The sequence below is a fragment of the Bradyrhizobium ganzhouense genome (genome assembly GCF_049949285.1).
Lineage (GTDB): Bacteria > Pseudomonadota > Alphaproteobacteria > Rhizobiales > Xanthobacteraceae > Bradyrhizobium > Bradyrhizobium ganzhouense.
On sequence record NZ_CP181318.1, the window covers coordinates 4519801 to 4536735 of the forward strand.

Annotated in this window: 14 protein-coding genes; 6 read left to right on the plus strand and 8 right to left on the minus strand. The window is 63.2% G+C overall.

Features of this window, described 5'->3' with window-relative positions; genetic code table 11:
* The first annotated feature begins 78 nt into the window (after nt 1-78).
* The 3 genes from ACLFLU_RS20670 to ACLFLU_RS20680 all read left to right on the plus strand — a co-directional run bounded on the left by ACLFLU_RS20670 (nt 79) and on the right by ACLFLU_RS20680 (nt 2627).
* Nucleotides 79-885, plus strand: a complete 807-nt coding sequence (locus ACLFLU_RS20670; protein ID WP_426406727.1) for an FkbM family methyltransferase — start codon at nt 79-81, stop codon at nt 883-885.
* 191 nt (nt 886-1076) lie between these two features.
* Nucleotides 1077-1358, plus strand: a complete 282-nt coding sequence (locus ACLFLU_RS20675) for a hypothetical protein (RefSeq protein ID WP_426406728.1) — start codon at nt 1077-1079, stop codon at nt 1356-1358.
* A gap of 258 nt (nt 1359-1616) precedes the next feature.
* Nucleotides 1617-2627 (plus strand): acyl-CoA desaturase, encoded by a 1011-nt coding sequence (locus ACLFLU_RS20680; RefSeq protein WP_426406729.1) that lies wholly within the window; start codon nt 1617-1619, stop codon nt 2625-2627.
* A 104-nt stretch (nt 2628-2731) separates the two neighbouring features.
* On the opposite strand, the gene ACLFLU_RS20685 is transcribed toward ACLFLU_RS20680, so the two are convergent.
* Nucleotides 2732-3496: an alpha/beta fold hydrolase gene (locus ACLFLU_RS20685; protein ID WP_426406730.1), complete on the minus strand. Its 765-nt coding sequence runs from the start codon at nt 3494-3496 to the stop codon at nt 2732-2734.
* Nucleotides 3497-3636: 140 nt separating this feature from the next.
* On the opposite strand from ACLFLU_RS20685, the gene ACLFLU_RS20690 reads away from it, so the two are divergent.
* Nucleotides 3637-4095, plus strand: a complete 459-nt coding sequence (locus ACLFLU_RS20690) for a MarR family winged helix-turn-helix transcriptional regulator (RefSeq protein WP_426406731.1) — start codon at nt 3637-3639, stop codon at nt 4093-4095.
* A 136-nt stretch (nt 4096-4231) separates the two neighbouring features.
* Nucleotides 4232-4741 carry a GDSL-type esterase/lipase family protein gene (locus ACLFLU_RS20695; protein ID WP_426406732.1) on the plus strand — a complete coding sequence of 170 codons (510 nt, stop codon included), beginning with the start codon at nt 4232-4234 and terminating at the stop codon, nt 4739-4741.
* A 21-nt stretch (nt 4742-4762) separates the two neighbouring features.
* Here ACLFLU_RS20695 and ACLFLU_RS20700 read toward each other — a convergent pair whose 3' ends face one another.
* The 5 genes from ACLFLU_RS20700 to ACLFLU_RS20720 all read right to left on the minus strand — a co-directional run bounded on the left by ACLFLU_RS20700 (nt 4763) and on the right by ACLFLU_RS20720 (nt 12508).
* Nucleotides 4763-5560 carry a transglycosylase SLT domain-containing protein gene (locus ACLFLU_RS20700; RefSeq protein WP_426406733.1) on the minus strand — a complete coding sequence of 266 codons (798 nt, stop codon included), beginning with the start codon at nt 5558-5560 and terminating at the stop codon, nt 4763-4765.
* A 64-nt stretch (nt 5561-5624) separates the two neighbouring features.
* A complete protein-coding gene (locus ACLFLU_RS20705) occupies nt 5625-6638 on the minus strand; it encodes a hypothetical protein (protein ID WP_426406734.1) in 1014 nt (337 codons plus the stop codon).
* A 148-nt stretch (nt 6639-6786) separates the two neighbouring features.
* The gene (locus tag ACLFLU_RS20710) at nt 6787-7302 is read right to left on the minus strand and encodes a ParB N-terminal domain-containing protein (protein ID WP_426406735.1); all 516 of its coding nucleotides are present in this window, start codon (nt 7300-7302) and stop codon (nt 6787-6789) included.
* Nucleotides 7303-7535: 233 nt separating this feature from the next.
* Nucleotides 7536-8585, minus strand: a complete 1050-nt coding sequence (locus ACLFLU_RS20715) for a hypothetical protein (protein ID WP_426406736.1) — start codon at nt 8583-8585, stop codon at nt 7536-7538.
* 155 nt (nt 8586-8740) lie between these two features.
* Entirely contained in the window at nt 8741-12508 is a 3768-nt protein-coding gene (locus ACLFLU_RS20720) for a vitamin B12-dependent ribonucleotide reductase (RefSeq protein WP_426406737.1), read from the minus strand.
* A 766-nt stretch (nt 12509-13274) separates the two neighbouring features.
* On the opposite strand from ACLFLU_RS20720, the gene ACLFLU_RS20725 reads away from it, so the two are divergent.
* Nucleotides 13275-14171, plus strand: coding sequence for a DMT family transporter (locus ACLFLU_RS20725; protein WP_426406738.1), 897 nt, complete (start codon nt 13275-13277; stop codon nt 14169-14171).
* A gap of 1 nt (nt 14172) precedes the next feature.
* Here the strand turns inward: ACLFLU_RS20725 and ACLFLU_RS20730 are convergent, their stop codons facing one another.
* Together ACLFLU_RS20730 and ACLFLU_RS20735 are read right to left on the minus strand one after the other, a co-directional pair.
* Nucleotides 14173-16428 (minus strand): CHASE3 domain-containing protein, encoded by a 2256-nt coding sequence (locus tag ACLFLU_RS20730; RefSeq protein ID WP_426406739.1) that lies wholly within the window; start codon nt 16426-16428, stop codon nt 14173-14175.
* The gene (locus tag ACLFLU_RS20735; protein WP_426406740.1) at nt 16425-16838 is read right to left on the minus strand and encodes a response regulator; all 414 of its coding nucleotides are present in this window, start codon (nt 16836-16838) and stop codon (nt 16425-16427) included. Before ACLFLU_RS20735 ends, ACLFLU_RS20730 begins: the two co-directional genes overlap by 4 nt.
* Nucleotides 16839-16935 lie beyond the last annotated feature (97 nt).

Sequence of the window (16935 nt, forward strand, 5' to 3'; positions counted from 1 at the left end):
GCTTGGCTGATGTCCGGGCAAGCTCCGCGTAAGCTGGCGTTGGGATAGAGGCGTTTACTCTGAGGGGGAGATTCTGCAATGCCGATCGCGGGGCAAAAGCTGGCCTTTGTCATGGCCTCGTCCAGCCATGGAACGATGATCGTCAATCGGTTCGATTATCGCATGGTCGCCCCTGATCGCGGCTACGGCGTGGGGTATCAAATCCTCAACGCGGCCGCGTTCGATCCCGGCGAAGTCAAGATCGCGCTCGAGCTGCTGGCCTTGCGACGCAAGCATCATGGTGACGGCGTGATTGCGATCGATTGCGGCGCGAATATCGGCGTGCACTCGATCGAATGGGCCTCGGCGATGACGGGCTGGGGCTCGGTGATCGCGATCGAGGCGCAGGAGCGGATCTACTATGCGCTGGCCGGCAACATCGCCATCAACAATTGCTTCAATGCGCTCGCGGTGCACGCGGCCGTGTCCTCCGAAGCCGGCACGCTGCAAATTCCGAATCCGGACTATTTTACGCCGTCCAGCTTCGGCAGCCTGGAATTGCAGCAGCGTCCGAACAACGAATTCATCGGCCAGCAGATCGACTACACCGGCAACACCGTTCTGGTCCGGAAGATGACGCTGGACGAGCTCAATCTGCCGCGCGTCGATTTCATCAAGATCGATATCGAGGGCATGGAGATGGAGGCCCTCAGCGGCGCCCGGGACACCATCAACAAGTGTCACCCGGTGCTGCTGATCGAAAAGATCAAGACCGATATCCCGCAACTCGAGCGGTGGCTCGCCGACAACGGCTACAAGCCGTTTGGGCTCGGCATCAACATTCTTGCCGTCCATCAGGGCGATGCCAGCCTGAAGGATATCAACGCGCCGCAACGGGCGGGGTAGGCGGGCTGCTTCGTGACGTGGGCCCGTAGCCCGGATGGAGCGAAGCGAAATCCGGGATGTTGCCACAAGGCACACTGGCCCTGGATTGCGCTGCGCTCCATCCGGGCTACGCCGGCTACCAAGTCGTGATCGAAATGTGCTTGCCTTGCTTTGCGTCCTTTTGCACTCTTGCCGGGCAAGGAGACCAACGCATGAAGATCAAGACTGTCGCGTGTGCGCTCGGAACGGCCGTGGTGCTGTGCAGCCTCGGGATGTCAGGTGCTGAGGCCAAGGCGCGGAAGGCCGTCGTCGTTCGCGCGCCACAGGAGAGGCTCATCGTCACGGCGCCCGTGCTCAGGCCGACGCCGTGGGATTACAATGTTGTTCCACGCTATCGTTATCGCCCCGAAGACGACCGCGTCGATCCCTACGGCCCGCCGATTGTGCCGTCATACGTTCGTTACGAAGGCTGGCGCTGGCCGTATTGGTGGTAGGCCACCGACAGGCGCCGCGCGAACAGTCTCGTAGGGTGGGCAAGGGCGCAAAGCGCCGTGCCCGTCAGATAGATGTGGTGGGCACACTTTCGCTTTGCCCACCCTACAGCACCGAGATTGCCGTCCCCTCGCGTTAACCCCCAAGACAGCTTGCGGCGACGTGATGGCCGCGCCGCGCTTCCACGGGTTGCCCAAGATAACCGGCGTCTGTACCCTGCGTTGCAGAACGGCTGGTTTTCCATCATTGGATCGACTGCAATGACTGCAATTGAGGGCGTGGTTCCGGAGCACGGTGCCGACCGGGAACTGCCGCCGAAAATGCCACCCGGCGTGCTGGTCGAAGGCCCGGTGGTCGACGCAAAGTTTCGCGATTCCTACATCTCGTTCGCCATGATGATTTTGGGCTCGATCGGCGCGCTGGTCTGGGCCTTCTGGCAAGGCATCGGCCGGGTGGAGGTTTTAGTCTTCGCCGGCATGTTTGTACTGACCACGATGGGCATCGGCTTCATGCATCGCTACTTCGTGCACCGCAGCTACCGCTGCGGTCCGGTGATGCGGACGATCCTCGCTGCGATCGCCACGATGGCGGTGCAGGGCTCCATCCTGAAATGGGTGAGCAATCATCGCCGGCACCATCTTCACTCCGACAAGCCCGGCGACGTCCACAGCCCCTATTATGACGGCTTCGGCAACCGCATCGAAGGCTTCGCCAAGGGGATGGGGCATGCGCAAGGCGGCTGGGTGTGGGACCAGGCGACCACCGATGCCGAATACTACGCCAGGGATATTCTGGCCGACCCGATCGCCATGTTCTTCACCAGGACGCGCTGGTACTGGTACGCGCTGTCGGCGATCATCATTCCCGCCGTCATCGGCTACGCGTTCGGCGGCGTGCACACGATGATCGGCTGCGTGTTGTTCTCCGGCCTGTTCCGCAGCTACCTCATGACCATGGCTACCTCGCTGGTCAACTCGGTCTGCCATAGCGACGGCCGCTACGGCTACCGCCGCTATGAGCTCAACGACGGCACGACCAACGAGCTGGTGACCACGATCCTCACCTTCGGTGAAGGGCTGCACAACAACCATCACCGCTTTCCGCGCGACGCCTACCTCTCGCACGCCTGGTACGAGATCGACATCAATGGCCTGATCATTTTGGGCCTTGGGAAGCTCGGGCTGGTGCACGACATCTTTGCGGCCGGCAGCCGGCAGCGAGGCTCGGACGGCGGAAAGAGTTCAGTGCCGGATACGGAAGCGATGGTCTGAAGCAGGGGGCTCATGCCAAGAGCCAGCAGCAGAAGTAGCTGACGACCAAAGGCCCGGCTCTTCGCCGGGCCTTTTTTCGCGTCGGACACGATACGCGGTTACGATCACTCGGCGGCGCCGCGCGCGGCCTTCTCGATGATTGCGGCGACGGCCGCCGGCTTCGAGACGTAGACGGCGTGGCTGCCGGCGACTTCCTCAACCTTGGCGCCGGCGCGCGCTGCCATCTGGCGCTGGGCGGGCGGCGGGATCATGTGGTCGTCCTTGGCGACGAGATACCAGCTCGGCTTCACCTTCCAGGCCGGCTCAGTGACGGCGCCCTGCAGCGCGGCGACGCCCCACGGCACTTGCGATGCCGCCATGAACTGCGCCACCTCAGGCTTCACGTCGGCGGCGAAGGAGGCCGCGAACTTGGTGCTGTCGAGGAACAGATAGCCGTCCTTCGGCGGCAGGATCGGCGGAACGGCTGCGCCGGGAGGCGGGTTGGCGATCAGCGCGTTGACGGACTCGCCCTTGTCAGGCGCGAAGGCGGCGACATAGACGAGGCCCGCGACCTTCGGGTCGGTGCCGGCTTCCGACACCACCACGCCGCCATAGGAGTGGCCGACCAGGATCACCTTGCCGTCGGCGGCCGCGATCGCGCGCTTGGTCACCGCGACGTCGTCGGGAAGCGAGTTGGTGGGGTTCTGGACGATGCTCACCTTGTAGCCGTCCTTGGAAAGGATCTTGTAGACGCCCTCCCAGCCGGAGCCGTCGACGAAGCCGCCGTGCACCAGCACGATCGACTTGACGGGGGCGGGGGTGGCGGCCAGCGCGGGGGCGCCGGCCAGCGCCAGGGAGGCTGCTGCGGCGGCGAGAAGCTTGTTGGTCATGGGATGTTCCTTTGTTTGTTTTCACGATATTGATTATCGCGATAAGTAATTTCTAGTTCGAGGTCGGCTTCTTGTCCAGAAAAAGATTATCACGATATTGTTTATTGTGGTAAGTGTAGGACCCGGAAGGAGATTTTGCCATGCCCGCCCAGACCCGCGACCCGCTGCCGCTCGATGCGCACCTGTGCTTCTCGGTCTATTCGACGACGATTGCGATCAATCGCCTCTACAAGCCGATGCTGGACGAGATGGGGCTGACCTATCCGCAATATCTCGTGCTCTCGACGCTGTGGGAGGAGGATGGCCAGACCATCTCGGCCATCGCCGAGCGCCTCGCGCTGGAGTCCTCGACCATCACACCGCTGGTGAAGCGTCTCGAGGCGGCGCACTTCGTCTCGCGCGAGCGCAATCGCGAGGACGAGCGCCAGGTGCAGGTCCGTCTCACCGAGAAGGGCCGCAAGCTGCGCGGCCACGTCGCCTGCCTCACCGACGCGCTGCTCGCCCATTCGGGCCTGAAGGTCCCCGAGCTGGTCGCGCTGAACAAGCAGGTGCAGAAGCTGCGCGATGCGCTGGTCGGGAGCGAAGAGAAGGGGAAGTAGGGAGCAACCCATCCTACGGACCATCCGGAATGCAGAGTTGCCAAACGCAGACGGAATAGCGAACATTGGCGGCGATTTCGACAGGGCACCCATTCGGCCCGGTGTGAGCGATTTTGAAAAATATTTGGAGAGCGCCATGAATTGTTCGACTATCCGAATGTTCTTCCTTGCCGTTGCCGCCGTCGTCGTCGCCTCGGTCAGTCCTGCGTCCGCGCAGATCGTGGCGCTTGGCCATAGCGCGGTCCACGGCAACGTCGCCGAATCCGAGATGTGGCCCGCTCTGCTGGAGGGATTGCTGCGCGCCAAGGGGTCTCAGGTTCATGTCGCCAATGCCGGCGTGTGGGGAGAGACCACCGATGCGACACTCGCGCGTGTCCCGACCGCCGTGCCGGCAGGGACGAAGCTCGTCATCCTCTGCGACAATCCCGCCAACGACGTCAGGCACAATATGTCTCCGGTCAAAGCCATGGAGAACATCGCGGCCATCAAGAGCCAGTTGAAGGCACGGGGCATCCGGGTCGTCGACGTCTGGGGTACCTACATGTCGGTTTGGCGGCAACCGGGCAGCGTCGGTCCCGACGGGCGTCATTTGAGCGTCGAGGGCAACAGGAAGATGGCGGCGGCGGTGGTCGGCGTGGCGAGGTAGCCGGGCGTTCCGGATACGGCGTTAATTGTCGTCATCCGCCGCAAGGCGCTGAAACTGCCGCTTCATCGCGTTGACCTTCGCGACATAGCTCGCAACGAGATGATCGCCACAGCGCTCGGTGACGATCATCTGAAAGTGGCGGCGCGCATAGGCGGTGGCGGGACCTCCGCCGCAGAGATGGATGAAGGCGGCGAGATCCTGCTTTTGCTGCGCGGTGGCCTTCACATCGCCGGCGCGGGCCAGAACGTCCGCCACCTGGCGATCCAGATACACCGATGCGAGCTCAATGGCGTGGCTCGGGATCGCGCGGGTGTAGAGGCTCGTAAACCCGCAGCCGGTATCGGTCACCACATTGCCGCGGACACAGAATCGCGCGGCCTCGCTGAGGGCCGGATCGGTCATCTGGTAGAGGCCGACGGCAGAGGAGGCGGGCCGGTAGATCGCGAGCGGATTAAAGCTCCATCGCCAGCGCCAATAGGTGCGCGCCACCGGGTTGCCAGAACTCTCGACCTGCGCAAGGGCTGCCAGCAATTCGGGCGTGATCGTCGCGGTGGAGAAGGCGCGGAAGTGCGGGCCGTATTGGCGCCAGTTCTCGGCGGGGTCCTTGTCGAGGGAGTTGCCGACGAAGACGAACAGCTCGGTGGGCTTGCGGATGACGTGATAGGCGAGATTTAGAAGTGCGATGGTTGCGAGGAGGAGCGTCGCGATGCTCGCGATCCGAACCACCCGCGGTGCACGTGCGAAGGTCTTTCGCACCCATCGCGTACCCCGCCGTACGCTGCGTAGGCGAGGGAAGAGGCTCCTGCTTTTCCTTGACATGGGTCTTGTGCAGCATCGCGCGGAGAGCGGGGAGCCGCGCCGTCAGCTTATCCGCCCCGCGGGCCTACCAATCCGGATCGCCGTAAGGGTCCATATAGGGCGGCGGCATCCAGGGTCCTCGCGGTGGCGGCCTGGGCCGCCGGGGGGCCGCCGCTTGCACGTGCGGCCGCGCAGGGGCAGCCGTCTCGTTGTTCACCACGCTCCGCACGGCGGGTTTTGTGGGTGCAGATGAGGATGAAGTCGTCAGTTGTGTTTGCAGCGCCTGGACCTGTGCGGCGAGGCGCGCATTGTCCGCCGCATCTTTCTCCTGCGCCGCCTTGAGTTGTTGAATGGTGTCGGCCTGCTCGCGCAGCGTCTGCTCGTTGCGGCTTTTGAGTTGCTCGAGCTTTCCGTTGAGGCTCGCAAGCTCGCCTGTGATGGTCTTGAGCGATTGCGCGAGATCGGACGACGACTGGTCAGGCGCTGCGGCGGCAGGTTTTGGAGCGTCAGGTCTTGGTGCGTCAGGTCTCTGAACTTCAAATTTTGGAGCGCTCTCCGTTTCCTTGCCGACCGGCGGCGCGGGCACCGGAGCAGGCTGATCCGCCGCAGCCAGCAGCACGGCCGGAGGCTGCGCCGGACTTTCAACCGCGGAGGCTTGCGGCGGCTGACTTGCGGACGGCGGAGCCCATCGCGCCATGATCGACTTGCTGATCGATTTGGCCTCATCGCGATATTGCGAAGCGAAGGCCGCACCGAGAACGCCGATCGCCAGCACGAGGATAACCAAAGCGCGCAGCATGGGCCGATCTCCCTTCAGGCCTTGCGCGCGAACCTTGCTATCAGGCGGCGGCGCCTTGTCCCTGGGAGTCTCGGTTGCCTTCGCGCCGGCAGTTGCCTGCGAGACCCGCGGGCGATCGTTGCCGTGTTCCATTCCCGAAACCAGCCGGTCCAGCCGCGCCAGGTCTTGCTCAGCGCTCTTGATTTGGTCAAAGGCCCGCGCCAGCCCGCCATCGGCGCGCCCCTCGTCCGCCTTGGGGGCGTCAGGCTTTTGGCTATCAGGCTTGGGGTCGTCCGCTTCAGGCACCGATGCGCGCTCCATCCAGTCGGGTCAATGGGAGTGCGGCAGTCCGATCGCTGCAAGGATAGGCCTCGCCACCGGCCAACACAACGCGCGTGCGAAGGAGAAATTATGGCGGGGGCGGGGCGGATCGAGGCTCCGACACTGTCACCTCATTTGGAGCCGGCAATCAATAGCGGCCGCCGCTGCCCTTTTGCTGCGTGATCCAGTCCGACAATGTTTTCGGTGTCGATTTCGCAGTCCGGCCCGGTGATGCCTTCGGATTGCCGCGGACGCCTTGCGTCGGACGGGTGCGCGGCGTTTCCGTTGCGTTGACGCTCTTCAAGGCAGCCGTCGATGCCTCTGCGGCTTCCCTCTCGAGACGCAGCTGTTTCAATCGCGCCATCTTGATGCGCTCTGCCTCGACTTCGGGTCGTTCGGCGAGCTGCGGCTTGTGCTGGGCAAGCTCGGCCGGGACCAGGACACCGAGTATGGTTGTCTCGCCGAGCGCCTTGCAGGCCTCTAACCGATGCAGTCCCTCGACCAGAACGAGGCGGTCTCCGTCGAGCCGAACGGAAATGGGGGCCTGTTGTCCGATGTCCAGAATACTTTCCGCGATCGCCCCGACGATCTCGGGCTTGATAGCTTTCTTCTGCTTCGTGGGAACGAAGATCTTCTCGATCGGGAAGCTTTCCGGTTTGGGCATAATCTGACTCCGCTTCTACCGGGCCCGTCGGAACCCATGCCGGTGGTGTCTGGAGTTTAGGAGGGAAGGCCTCGACCGCAAAGGCAATTTCGGCGGCAGGGTATAGATGAGCATCGAAGCCGGAACCGATCTGCGATTATGGCGACAGTGCGTAGGATGGGTTGAGCGTAGCGAAACCCATCAAGTCGTGGTGGCATGATGGGTTTCGCAAGGGCTCAACCCATCCTACGGGCTTAAAACCAATCTTTGGTCACGTCGTATATCTTGTTCGCGAAAACACCGCCGGCGATTCCGACGAGCAGTGCGGCGATGACGCCGTATTTTATGAAGTCATAATTCTTGCCGTAGGTCTTCAAGTAATGAGAGGAGTAGTCGTTGATCGTTATGAAGCTGGCTTTGGCGGCAACAGCTAGAAAATAAAAGCCTGATAGAATACCAATTACCAATGCTCCCCGGGCAAATGCCACAAAGGGGAATAAATCGATCTGTCGTCGCGCAAGTCCAAGAGCGACAAGCAGGTCAACCTTATCATTCAGTGTTTCTAGTTTGAGATGATCAAGTCCGCCGAGCCGTTCCGCGGCGCGCGCAATGTAGGCGTTGCTCGCGGAACTCAATCCCCAAAATGAGGCGCTCATGCCAGCTAACATCGCTAGCGGCAATAGTGATGTCACTCTAAATTTACGCATCCATAGCGTGGGCTTGAACAGTGGCTCCGTCTTCGCGACGATGTAGCTCACCATTTGGCTATAGAGATCTTCACCCCAAGTAACGTCAGTAAAGTTGATCGTGAGAGATAGGGATCCATCGCGATCGCCCGCGGAAACGAACGTCTTCGTTTCCTTATAGTCTCGAGGCTTTTGCTTTTCGATGTTGCTATCCGTGAATGCTTGAAAGCGAATTTCTTGCTTTTCAGGCAATTTCGCCAAGGGAAACTTAATGAGATAGTTCCAACGAAAATCAAGACCCGTACAGAGTTCATTTGAGAGATCTTGAAATGCGCGAAAGGCCTCGTGGTCCTCGATGGTGATGGTCTTGCCATTTGCAAAATAGAACTTTGCAGAGAACGCAACCAATCTGGCTTGGTTTTGTGAGGCAAGCCGCTGGGCGATTATGTGGTCTAGATTGAGCAGCCAATTGAGATCAATTTCAAATCTTCGGTCAAAAAAACTGCGCTCGATTGAACGCGATTGGCCCAACAGACTCGAGATAAATTCGCCTAGCACGCGGCTCTCTAGCGGAATTGTAAGTGCGCCTGCATCAGGTGGATCGTGATCGGAGGGCATGAATGCTCTGTCAAAAGGAATGGAATGGGAATGAAGTATGCGCGTAATAGTTGTACACATGCTCCGTGCTTAATGAAAGGGCGGCCTTACGGCCGCCCTTCGTAGATGCACCGAGCAAGCCCGGGGTGCGATGACGATCCTCTCGCTCTACCCCCTCACGAACACCCCGTCGTGCTGCCGCAAGTATCGCACTTCATGCAGGTGCCGTTCCGCACCAGCGTGAAGTTGCCGCACTCGCTGCACATCTCGCCTTCGTAGCCCTTGGCCTTGGCTTCCGCGCGGCGCTCGGCCTTGCTGGGAGCCGCGACCGTCGCGGCGCTGCCGGCCTTGCTCCACTGGAGGGCTTCGAGCTTCTCGGTGGGCGAGAGGTCGTGGGCCACTTCCTGCTTCAGCGCGACTGCGCCTTCGAGGACATCGCCGACCCGCGCGCTTGCGCCGTGGGAGGCAAGCGCGGTGACCTTGGAGCCGCCGCTCGGGGCACTGTCGTTACCCTGGGCGACCGCGGCCGAGCCGCCGCGCATCACCACCAGATTGTCGGTGCGGGAGCGGGTGAGGCCGCGCGACACCAGCTTGGTGGCGTGATGGGCCTCGTCCGGCTCCTTGCCTTCTTCCACGCCTTTGCCGAGCGCGTCGAAGTTCGACTCGGTCGGGTCGACATGGGCGAGATCGAAGCGCGACATGTAGCTCACCGCGAGCTCGCGGAAGACGTAGTCGAGGATCGAGGTCGCGTACTTGATGCTGTCGTTGCCCTGCACCGGGCCCGCCGGCTCGAAGCGGGTGAAGGTGAAGGCGTCGACATATTCGTCGAGCGGCACGCCGTATTGGAGGCCGAGCGACACCGCGATGGCGAAGTTGTTGATGAAGGAGCGGAGCGCCGCGCCTTCCTTGTGCATGTCGATGAAGATCTCGCCGAGACGGCCGTCGTCATATTCGCCGGTGCGCAAGTACACCTTGTGGCCGCCGACGACCGCCTTCTGGGTGTAGCCCTTGCGGCGATCCGGCATCTTCTCGCGCTCGCGCATCACGATGATGCGCTCGACCAGCTTCTCGACGATCTTTTCCGAGACCTGGGCGGCGCGTGCCGCCATCGGCTTCTCGTAGAGGCTCTCCACCGCATCGTCCTCGTCCTCGTCATCGCTGATGAGCTGCGAGTTGAGCGGCTGGCTGAGCTTGGAGCCGTCGCGATAGAGCGCGTTGGCCTTCAGCGCGAGCTTCCACGACAGCATGTAGGCGGACTTGCAGTCCTCTACAGTGGCGTCGTTCGGCATGTTGATGGTCTTGGAGATCGCACCCGAGATGAAGGGCTGGGCTGCCGCCATCATGCGGATGTGGCTCTCGACCGACAGATAGCGCTTGCCGATTTTGCCGCACGGGTTGGCGCAATCGAACACGGAGTAATGTTCCGCCTTCAGATGCGGGGCCCCTTCGACAGTCATCGCGCCGCAGATGTGGACGTTGGCCGCCTCGATCTCGCGCTTGGTGAAGCCCACGGCCTGGAGCAGGTCGAAGCCCGGCGCGGCAATGGCTTCTGCACCAATGCCGAGCTGGTCGCGGATAAAGTCCTCGCCAAAGGTCCACTTGTTGAAGGCGAACTTGATGTCGAAGGCGGTCGGCAGGGCCTTCTCGACCTTGGCGATGGCCTCATCGGTAAAGCCCTTGGCCTTCAGCGTCGAGGCGTTGATGCCGGGCGCGTTGGAGAGCGAGCCATGGCCGACGGCGTAGGCTTCGATCTCCGCGATCTCGCTCTCGCGGTAGCCGAGCGCGCGCAGCGCTGCGGGGACCGCGCGGTTGATGATCTTGAAGTAGCCGCCGCCGGCAAGCTTCTTGAATTTTACGAGCGCGAAGTCCGGTTCGATGCCCGTCGTATCGCAGTCCATCACAAGGCCGATCGTGCCGGTCGGCGCGATCACCGTGGTCTGGGCGTTGCGATAGCCGTGCTTCTCGCCGAGCTCGAGCGCAGCATCCCAGGCCGCCTGCGCACGCGTGACGATGTCAGCCTGCGGGCAGGAGACGAGGTCGAGCGGCACAGGGTTGACGCTGAGCGCCTCGTAGCCGTTGGACTGGCCGTGGGCGGCGCGGCGGTGGTTGCGGATGACGCGCAGCATGTGCGCGGCGTTCTTCTTGTAACCGGGGAAGGTGCCCAGTTCAGCAGCCATCTCAGCGGAGGTCTTGTAGGTGATGCCGGTCATCACGGCGGTCAGCGCGCCGCAGAGCGCACGGCCTTCCTTGCTGTCATACGACAGGCCCATGGTCATCAAGAGGCCGCCGATATTGGCGTAGCCGAGGCCGAGCGTGCGGAACTCGTAGGAGAGCTCGGCGATCGCGCGCGACGGGAACTGCGCCATCATGACCGAGATTTCGAGCACGATGGTCCAGAGCTGGCAGAGGTGCTCGTAGCCGGCGACGTCGAACTGCTTTGTGGTGGTGTTGTAGAACGTCAGCAGGTTGGCCGAGGCGAGGTTGCAGGCCGTGTCGTCCAGGAACATGTATTCCGAGCACGGATTGGACGCGCGGATGTCGCCGGACGCCTTGCAGGTGTGCCAGTCGTTCATGGTGGTGTTGAAGTGCAGGCCCGGGTCGGCCGACGCCCAGGCGGCGTAGCCGATCTTCTCCCAGAGGTCGCGCGCCTTCAGCGTCTTGGTCACCTTCTTGGAGGTACGGGCGTTCAGGTTCCAGTCGCCGTCGGTCTCGACGGCGCGGAGGAAATCGTCCTTCAGCGAGACCGAGTTGTTGGAGTTCTGGCCGGAGACCGTGAGATAGGCTTCCGAATCCCAGTCGGTGTCATAGACGTCGAACTGGATGTCCTTGTAGCCCTGCTTGGCGAACTGCATCACGCGCTTGATGTAGTTGTCAGGCACGAGGCTGCGGCGCGCGAGCTTGATCTCGCGGCGGAGCGCCGGGTTCTTCTCGGGATCAAAGCAATCGTCGCCCGAGCCTTCGCAGTTGACGCAGGCCTTGAGCACGGCCTTGAGGTGCTTCTGGTTGATCTTGGAGCCGGTGACGAGGGCGGCAACCTTCTGCTCCTCCTTCACCTTCCAGTCGATATAGGTCTCGATATCGGGGTGATCGACGTCGACGACGACCATCTTGGCGGCTCTACGCGTCGTGCCGCCCGACTTGATCGCGCCGGCAGCGCGGTCGCCGATCTTGAGGAAGCTCATCAGACCGGACGAGCGGCCGCCGCCGGACAGCTTTTCACCTTCGCCGCGCAGGCGCGAGAAGTTGGAGCCGGTGCCGGAGCCGTACTTGAACAGGCGGGCTTCGCGGACCCAGAGGTCCATGATGCCGCCCTCGTTGACGAGGTCGTCACCGACGCCCTGGATGAAGCAGGCGTGCGGCTGCGGGTGCTCGTAGGCCGACTTGGACTTGGTTAGCTTGCCGGTGAAGGGGTCGACATAATAGTGGCCCTGGCCGGGGCCGTCGATGCCATAGGCCCAATGCAGACCGGTGTTGAACCATTGCGGCGAGTTCGGCGCGACCATCTGCATGGCGAGCATGTAGCGGAGCTCGTCATAGAAAGTCTGGGCGTCCTCGTCGGAGGAGAAGTAGTTGCCCTTCCAGCCCCAATAGGTCCAGCAGCCGGCGAGGCGATCGAATACCTGCTTGGCCGAGAGCTCGCTGACATAGCGCTCTTTCTCGGGCAGGAGGCTCAGCGCTTCCGTATCGGGCACGGAGCGCCACAGGAAGGAGGGGACGGACTCTTCCTCGACCTTCTTCAGGCGCGCGGCAACACCGGCTTTGCGGAAATATTTCTGGGCCAGCACGTCGGAGGCGACCTGCGACCATTCGGTCGGGACCTCGACGCCGTCCATTTTAAACACGACCGAGCCGTCGGGATTCCTGATCTCCGACGTGGTCAGCCGGAAATCGATCCCGGCGTAAGGTGACTGTCCCGAAGTGGTGTGGCGCCGCTCAATCCGCATGGTCTTGCCCCGTCCTATTCTTTGACCGGACTGCCTCCGTTCAGGCGCCCGGGTCGACATTTCGTTTCGCGTTTCCACCCAGGCCCGATCGGCCCAAAGGCACCGCAGTTCAGCCGGTGGATCCGGCCCAGTTTCTCCCGACGTGATTCATCGATGCTCGCACCGATCATCCGCCGGCATGTCCAGGCCCATCCGCCCCAAAGCGATGAGCCCGACATGCGTTCAAACGCCCCACACCGTCACAACGTCTATCAATGCCTTCCGAGCCTGTTGCCGGCCCGTTCTGGCGCCCGAAAAGTCCGCTTCCTGCGGGCAGACAAGCCCTCATCCCGCTGCCTTCGTCTGGCTTGGCGGAGTGCAGTTCTGCGGACCCTTTGGGGGAGTGCCGGCGGGACGCAAACTCACTCGCGCCGAACGGACCGAAAGCTAGGACTCTCCGTTGCGCCCGTCAAGAACTAGTGCGAGTTCCTGAATCAAATACTAAATATGGTGGATTGCGGGGGATAACAGGGGGCAAGCCCTCACCTGTTGTTGAGCCAAGTATCAGTGAGTCCTCAGGGATTCCCAACCGAAAAAATTTGCATCCGGTGACGATACGGACCCTTCATCCCGCTGTTCACAGGGCAGGTATATTTTTGAGGTCCGGGGTTGCGCCAACGGGACTCACGTAGGGCTACGGAAGGAGGGGGCAGGCATGCCCGCCAGGGTGGTGGCGGCGGGGGCGAATCCGCGCCAAGCTGACCTCGATTTTGCCGGACTACCCCACATGCTTGATTCGACTCAGCCGAGGCTGCGGCCGCGCATCGCCCCGGCCGGCCTGATGTTCCTTGCGATCACCTCGATCGGCTGGGGCTTCAATTGGCCGGTGACAAAGTTCCTGCTCGGCGAGTTGCCGCCGCTCACCCTTCGCGGGGTGACCGGCGTGCTCGGCGCCGTGCTGCTGGCCGCGCTGGCGCTGGTCCGCGGCGACAGCCTGAAAGTCGCGCCCGCGATCTGGCCGCGGCTGGCGACCGCCGCAATCCTCAACGTCACCGGCTGGATGGTGCTGATGGGGCTGGCGCTGCTGTGGCTGCCGGCGAGCGAGGCGGCGCTGATTGCCTACACCATGCCGGTCTGGGCCTCGCTGATCGCCTGGCCCGTGCTAGGGGAGCGGCCGACGGTGCTGCGCACGCTCGGTCTGGTGATGGCCTTCGCCGGGCTCGCCTCGATCATGGGCGGCAACGGCATTGCCGCCAGCGCCGAGAAGCTGCCGGGCATCATCATGGCGCTGTGCGGCGCGCTCGGCTTTGCCGTCGGCACGGTGTTCTCGAAGAAGTACCCGATCCATCTGCCGCCGATCACGGCCGCCGCCTGGCAGATCGGGATCGGCTGCCTGCCGATCTCGATCATTGGCCTGCTGATCGAGACCTCGCATCTGGACAAGGTGACGCCGGTCGGCTGGTGGCTCCTGATCTATTCGACCGTCGTGCAGTTCTGCATCGCCTATGTCAGCTGGTTCGCGGCATTGGCCCGCCTGCCGGCCTCGGTCGCCGCGATCGGGACGATGGCAGTGCCGGTGATCGGCGTCGTCGCGTCCGCGATAGCGTTGCACGAGCCGCTCGGGCCGGGCCAGATCGCCGGGCTTGTCTTCACGCTTGCCGCGGTGCTGCTGGCGACACGCTAAATTAGCCCGCCATTCCGCCGCCGTTCAACGCCTTCCGGATCATCTCCGCGAGCTGGTTGCGGCGATAGGGTTTTGTGAGCAGCATGACGCCGTCGTCGAGCTTGCCGTGGTGGACGATGGCGTTGTCGGTATAGCCGGAGGTGTAGAGCACCTTGACGCCGGGTCGGCGCTTGGCGATCTCTTCGGCGAGTTCGCGGCCGCTCATGCCGCCGGGGATGACGACGTCGGTGAAAAGAAGGTCGAAGGCCTGGCCGGCCTCGATCAATTGCATCGCGGCTCGGCTGTCGGCGGCGGCGACCGTCTTGTAGCCGAGGCTCTGCAGCTGGGCAGTGACGAAGTTGCGCACCAGCGTGTCGTCCTCGACGACAAAGATGATCTCGGCGCCGCCTTCGGCCTGCAGCGCGATCGGGGCCGTCGCTTCCGGCACGCCTTCGCCAGGCGGCAGATAGAGCTTGATCGTGGTGCCGTGGCCTTGCTCGCTGTAGATCTTGATGTGGCCGCCGGATTGCTTGACGAAGCCGTAAACCATCGAGAGGCCGAGACCTGAGCCCTTGCCAACCTCCTTGGTGGTGAAGAACGGCTCGAACGCCTTCTCCTGGACGCTCTGCGGCATGCCGGTGCCGGTGTCGCTGACGGCGAGCATGACATAGGGACCGGGCCGCACATCGGCATTGGCCTGCGCATACGCCTCGTCCAGCACGACGCGGTGGGTCTCGAGCAGGAGCTTGCCGCCGTTCGGCATGGCGTCGCGGGCGTTGATCGCCATGTTGAGCACGGCATTGGTGAGGCGGGACGGATCGATGTGCGCGGTCATCGGTCCCTGCTCGAGCACGGTCTCGATCTGGATCTGCTCGCCCAGGGTGGGGCGCAACAGTTTCGCGATGTCGGCAATGGCGGCGTTGATCTCGACGTCGCGCGGCTGCAGCGGTTGCTTGCGGGCGAACGCCAGCAGATGCTGGATCAGCTCGGCGCAGCGATCGGCGGCATCGTCGATCAGCCGCGCGGTGCGTTGCAGCTCCGGCTGACCCTTCAGGCTCGCCACCAGCGTCTCGGTATTGCCCGAGATCACGGTCAGCATGTTGTTGAAGTCGTGCGCGACGCCGCCGGTCAGCTTGCCGATCGAGTCGAGCTTCTGCGACTGATGCAGCTGCCGCTCGGTTTCGCGCGAAGAGGTCGCATCGTGATAGACCAGCACGGCGCCGGAGATGTTGCCTTGCCCGTCGCGCATCGGCCGGCCGCTGATCATCAGATGGCGCGTGGCGTTGCCGCTGTGCGGGCGGACGATCATCTCGAGCTCTTCGAACGCGTCGCCGCGCAGCACGCGCACGGACGGCAGCTCGTCGGACTTGAGCGGCGTGACGCCGTCGCCGTGAAACACGTCGGACAGCGCGCGGAGATTGCGCAGGCTCATGCCGGCCCGATGCAGCAGCATGCGCTCCGCCGCAGGGTTGGACAAAAGCACGGTGCTTTCGGCGTCGATCACCAGCACCGCCTCCGCCATACTGCGGAACGTGCTCTGGAGCACGTTGACCGACAGGCGCAGTTCGTCATGGGCGGTGACGAGGTGCTCGGTGCGCTCGGCCACGGCCGCCTCGAGCGCCTCGTTGGCGGCCTGGGTCTCGTGCAGCGTGCTCTTGAGGGCGACCTGGGTGCGCTGGCTTTCGCGCATCAACATCAGGACGAGCAGGAGGATCACCAGCGCGCCGATCACGTCGATGCCGAGCAGCACGATCCCGGTCCGACGGGAGTCGGCTTCGCGGCTGGCCAGCAGCTTCTCTTCGCCAGCAGCCAGCCGGTCGAGATTTCCCGTGAGCGTCTCCATCAGGCCGCGTCCCTCGGCGCGGTCGCGCAGCGCGTCGAAGCCGTCATTATCGCCGTTTGCGCGCAGCCTGATCGCTTCGGCCGCGACCTCGAGCCGGCGGAGGATGAGAAGCTCCGTGGCATCCAGCAGCGTTGACTGGTCGGGATTGTCGCGCGTGGAGAGCTTGAGGTCGGCCAACGCCGGCGCGATCCGGCCGCGCGCTGCCTCGAATTCCTCGGCGAAGCCGCTGGTCCGGAAGATCTCGTAACCGCGCGCGGCGCTCTCGGCGCGGCGGACCCAGAGACGCACGTCCGAGATCTTCTTCAGCACCTCGACGGTGTGGTTGACCCAGGCCGCGTCCGACCGCGACTTGACGTCGAGCCCGATCGAGGCGGCGGTGATGAGCAGGAGGATGGCAAGTCCAGCACCGAGAATGACGCGCTGCGAGGGGATCAAGGGGCCTCTTTCTGGTCCTTCGGCGGCGCGTTCTCGCCGAGGCAGTCCCGGATGGTCGTCAACAGCGTGTCGGGCGTGAACGGTTTGCGCAGGCAGCGCGATGCGCCGAGTTCCAGCGCCATGCGGAGGAAGTCCGGGGAGGGCGAGGCGGATGAGGCGAAGGCGTAGCCCGACATGGCGATCAACGGGATTGCCGGCGCACGCTCGTGAAAGATGCGGATGGATTCGAAGCCGCGCATATGCGGCATGAAGATATCAACCAGCATGACATCAAACGTCTGCGCTTCCAGCGCAGCAAGCCCCGTTTCGCCGCCGTCGGTCAGCGTGACGTCGAAGCCCTGGCGCAGGAGGAGGACCTCGATGGTCGCGCCAACCATCGGATCGTCATCGACCACGAGAATACGCGGCATGACCCTTCCTAGTAGATCGAAGTCCCCACAGCGTTTGGTGATATAGGCGAATCGTGCGCCGGGTCAATTTTGGATTGGGCCGAAGTAGATATGCACG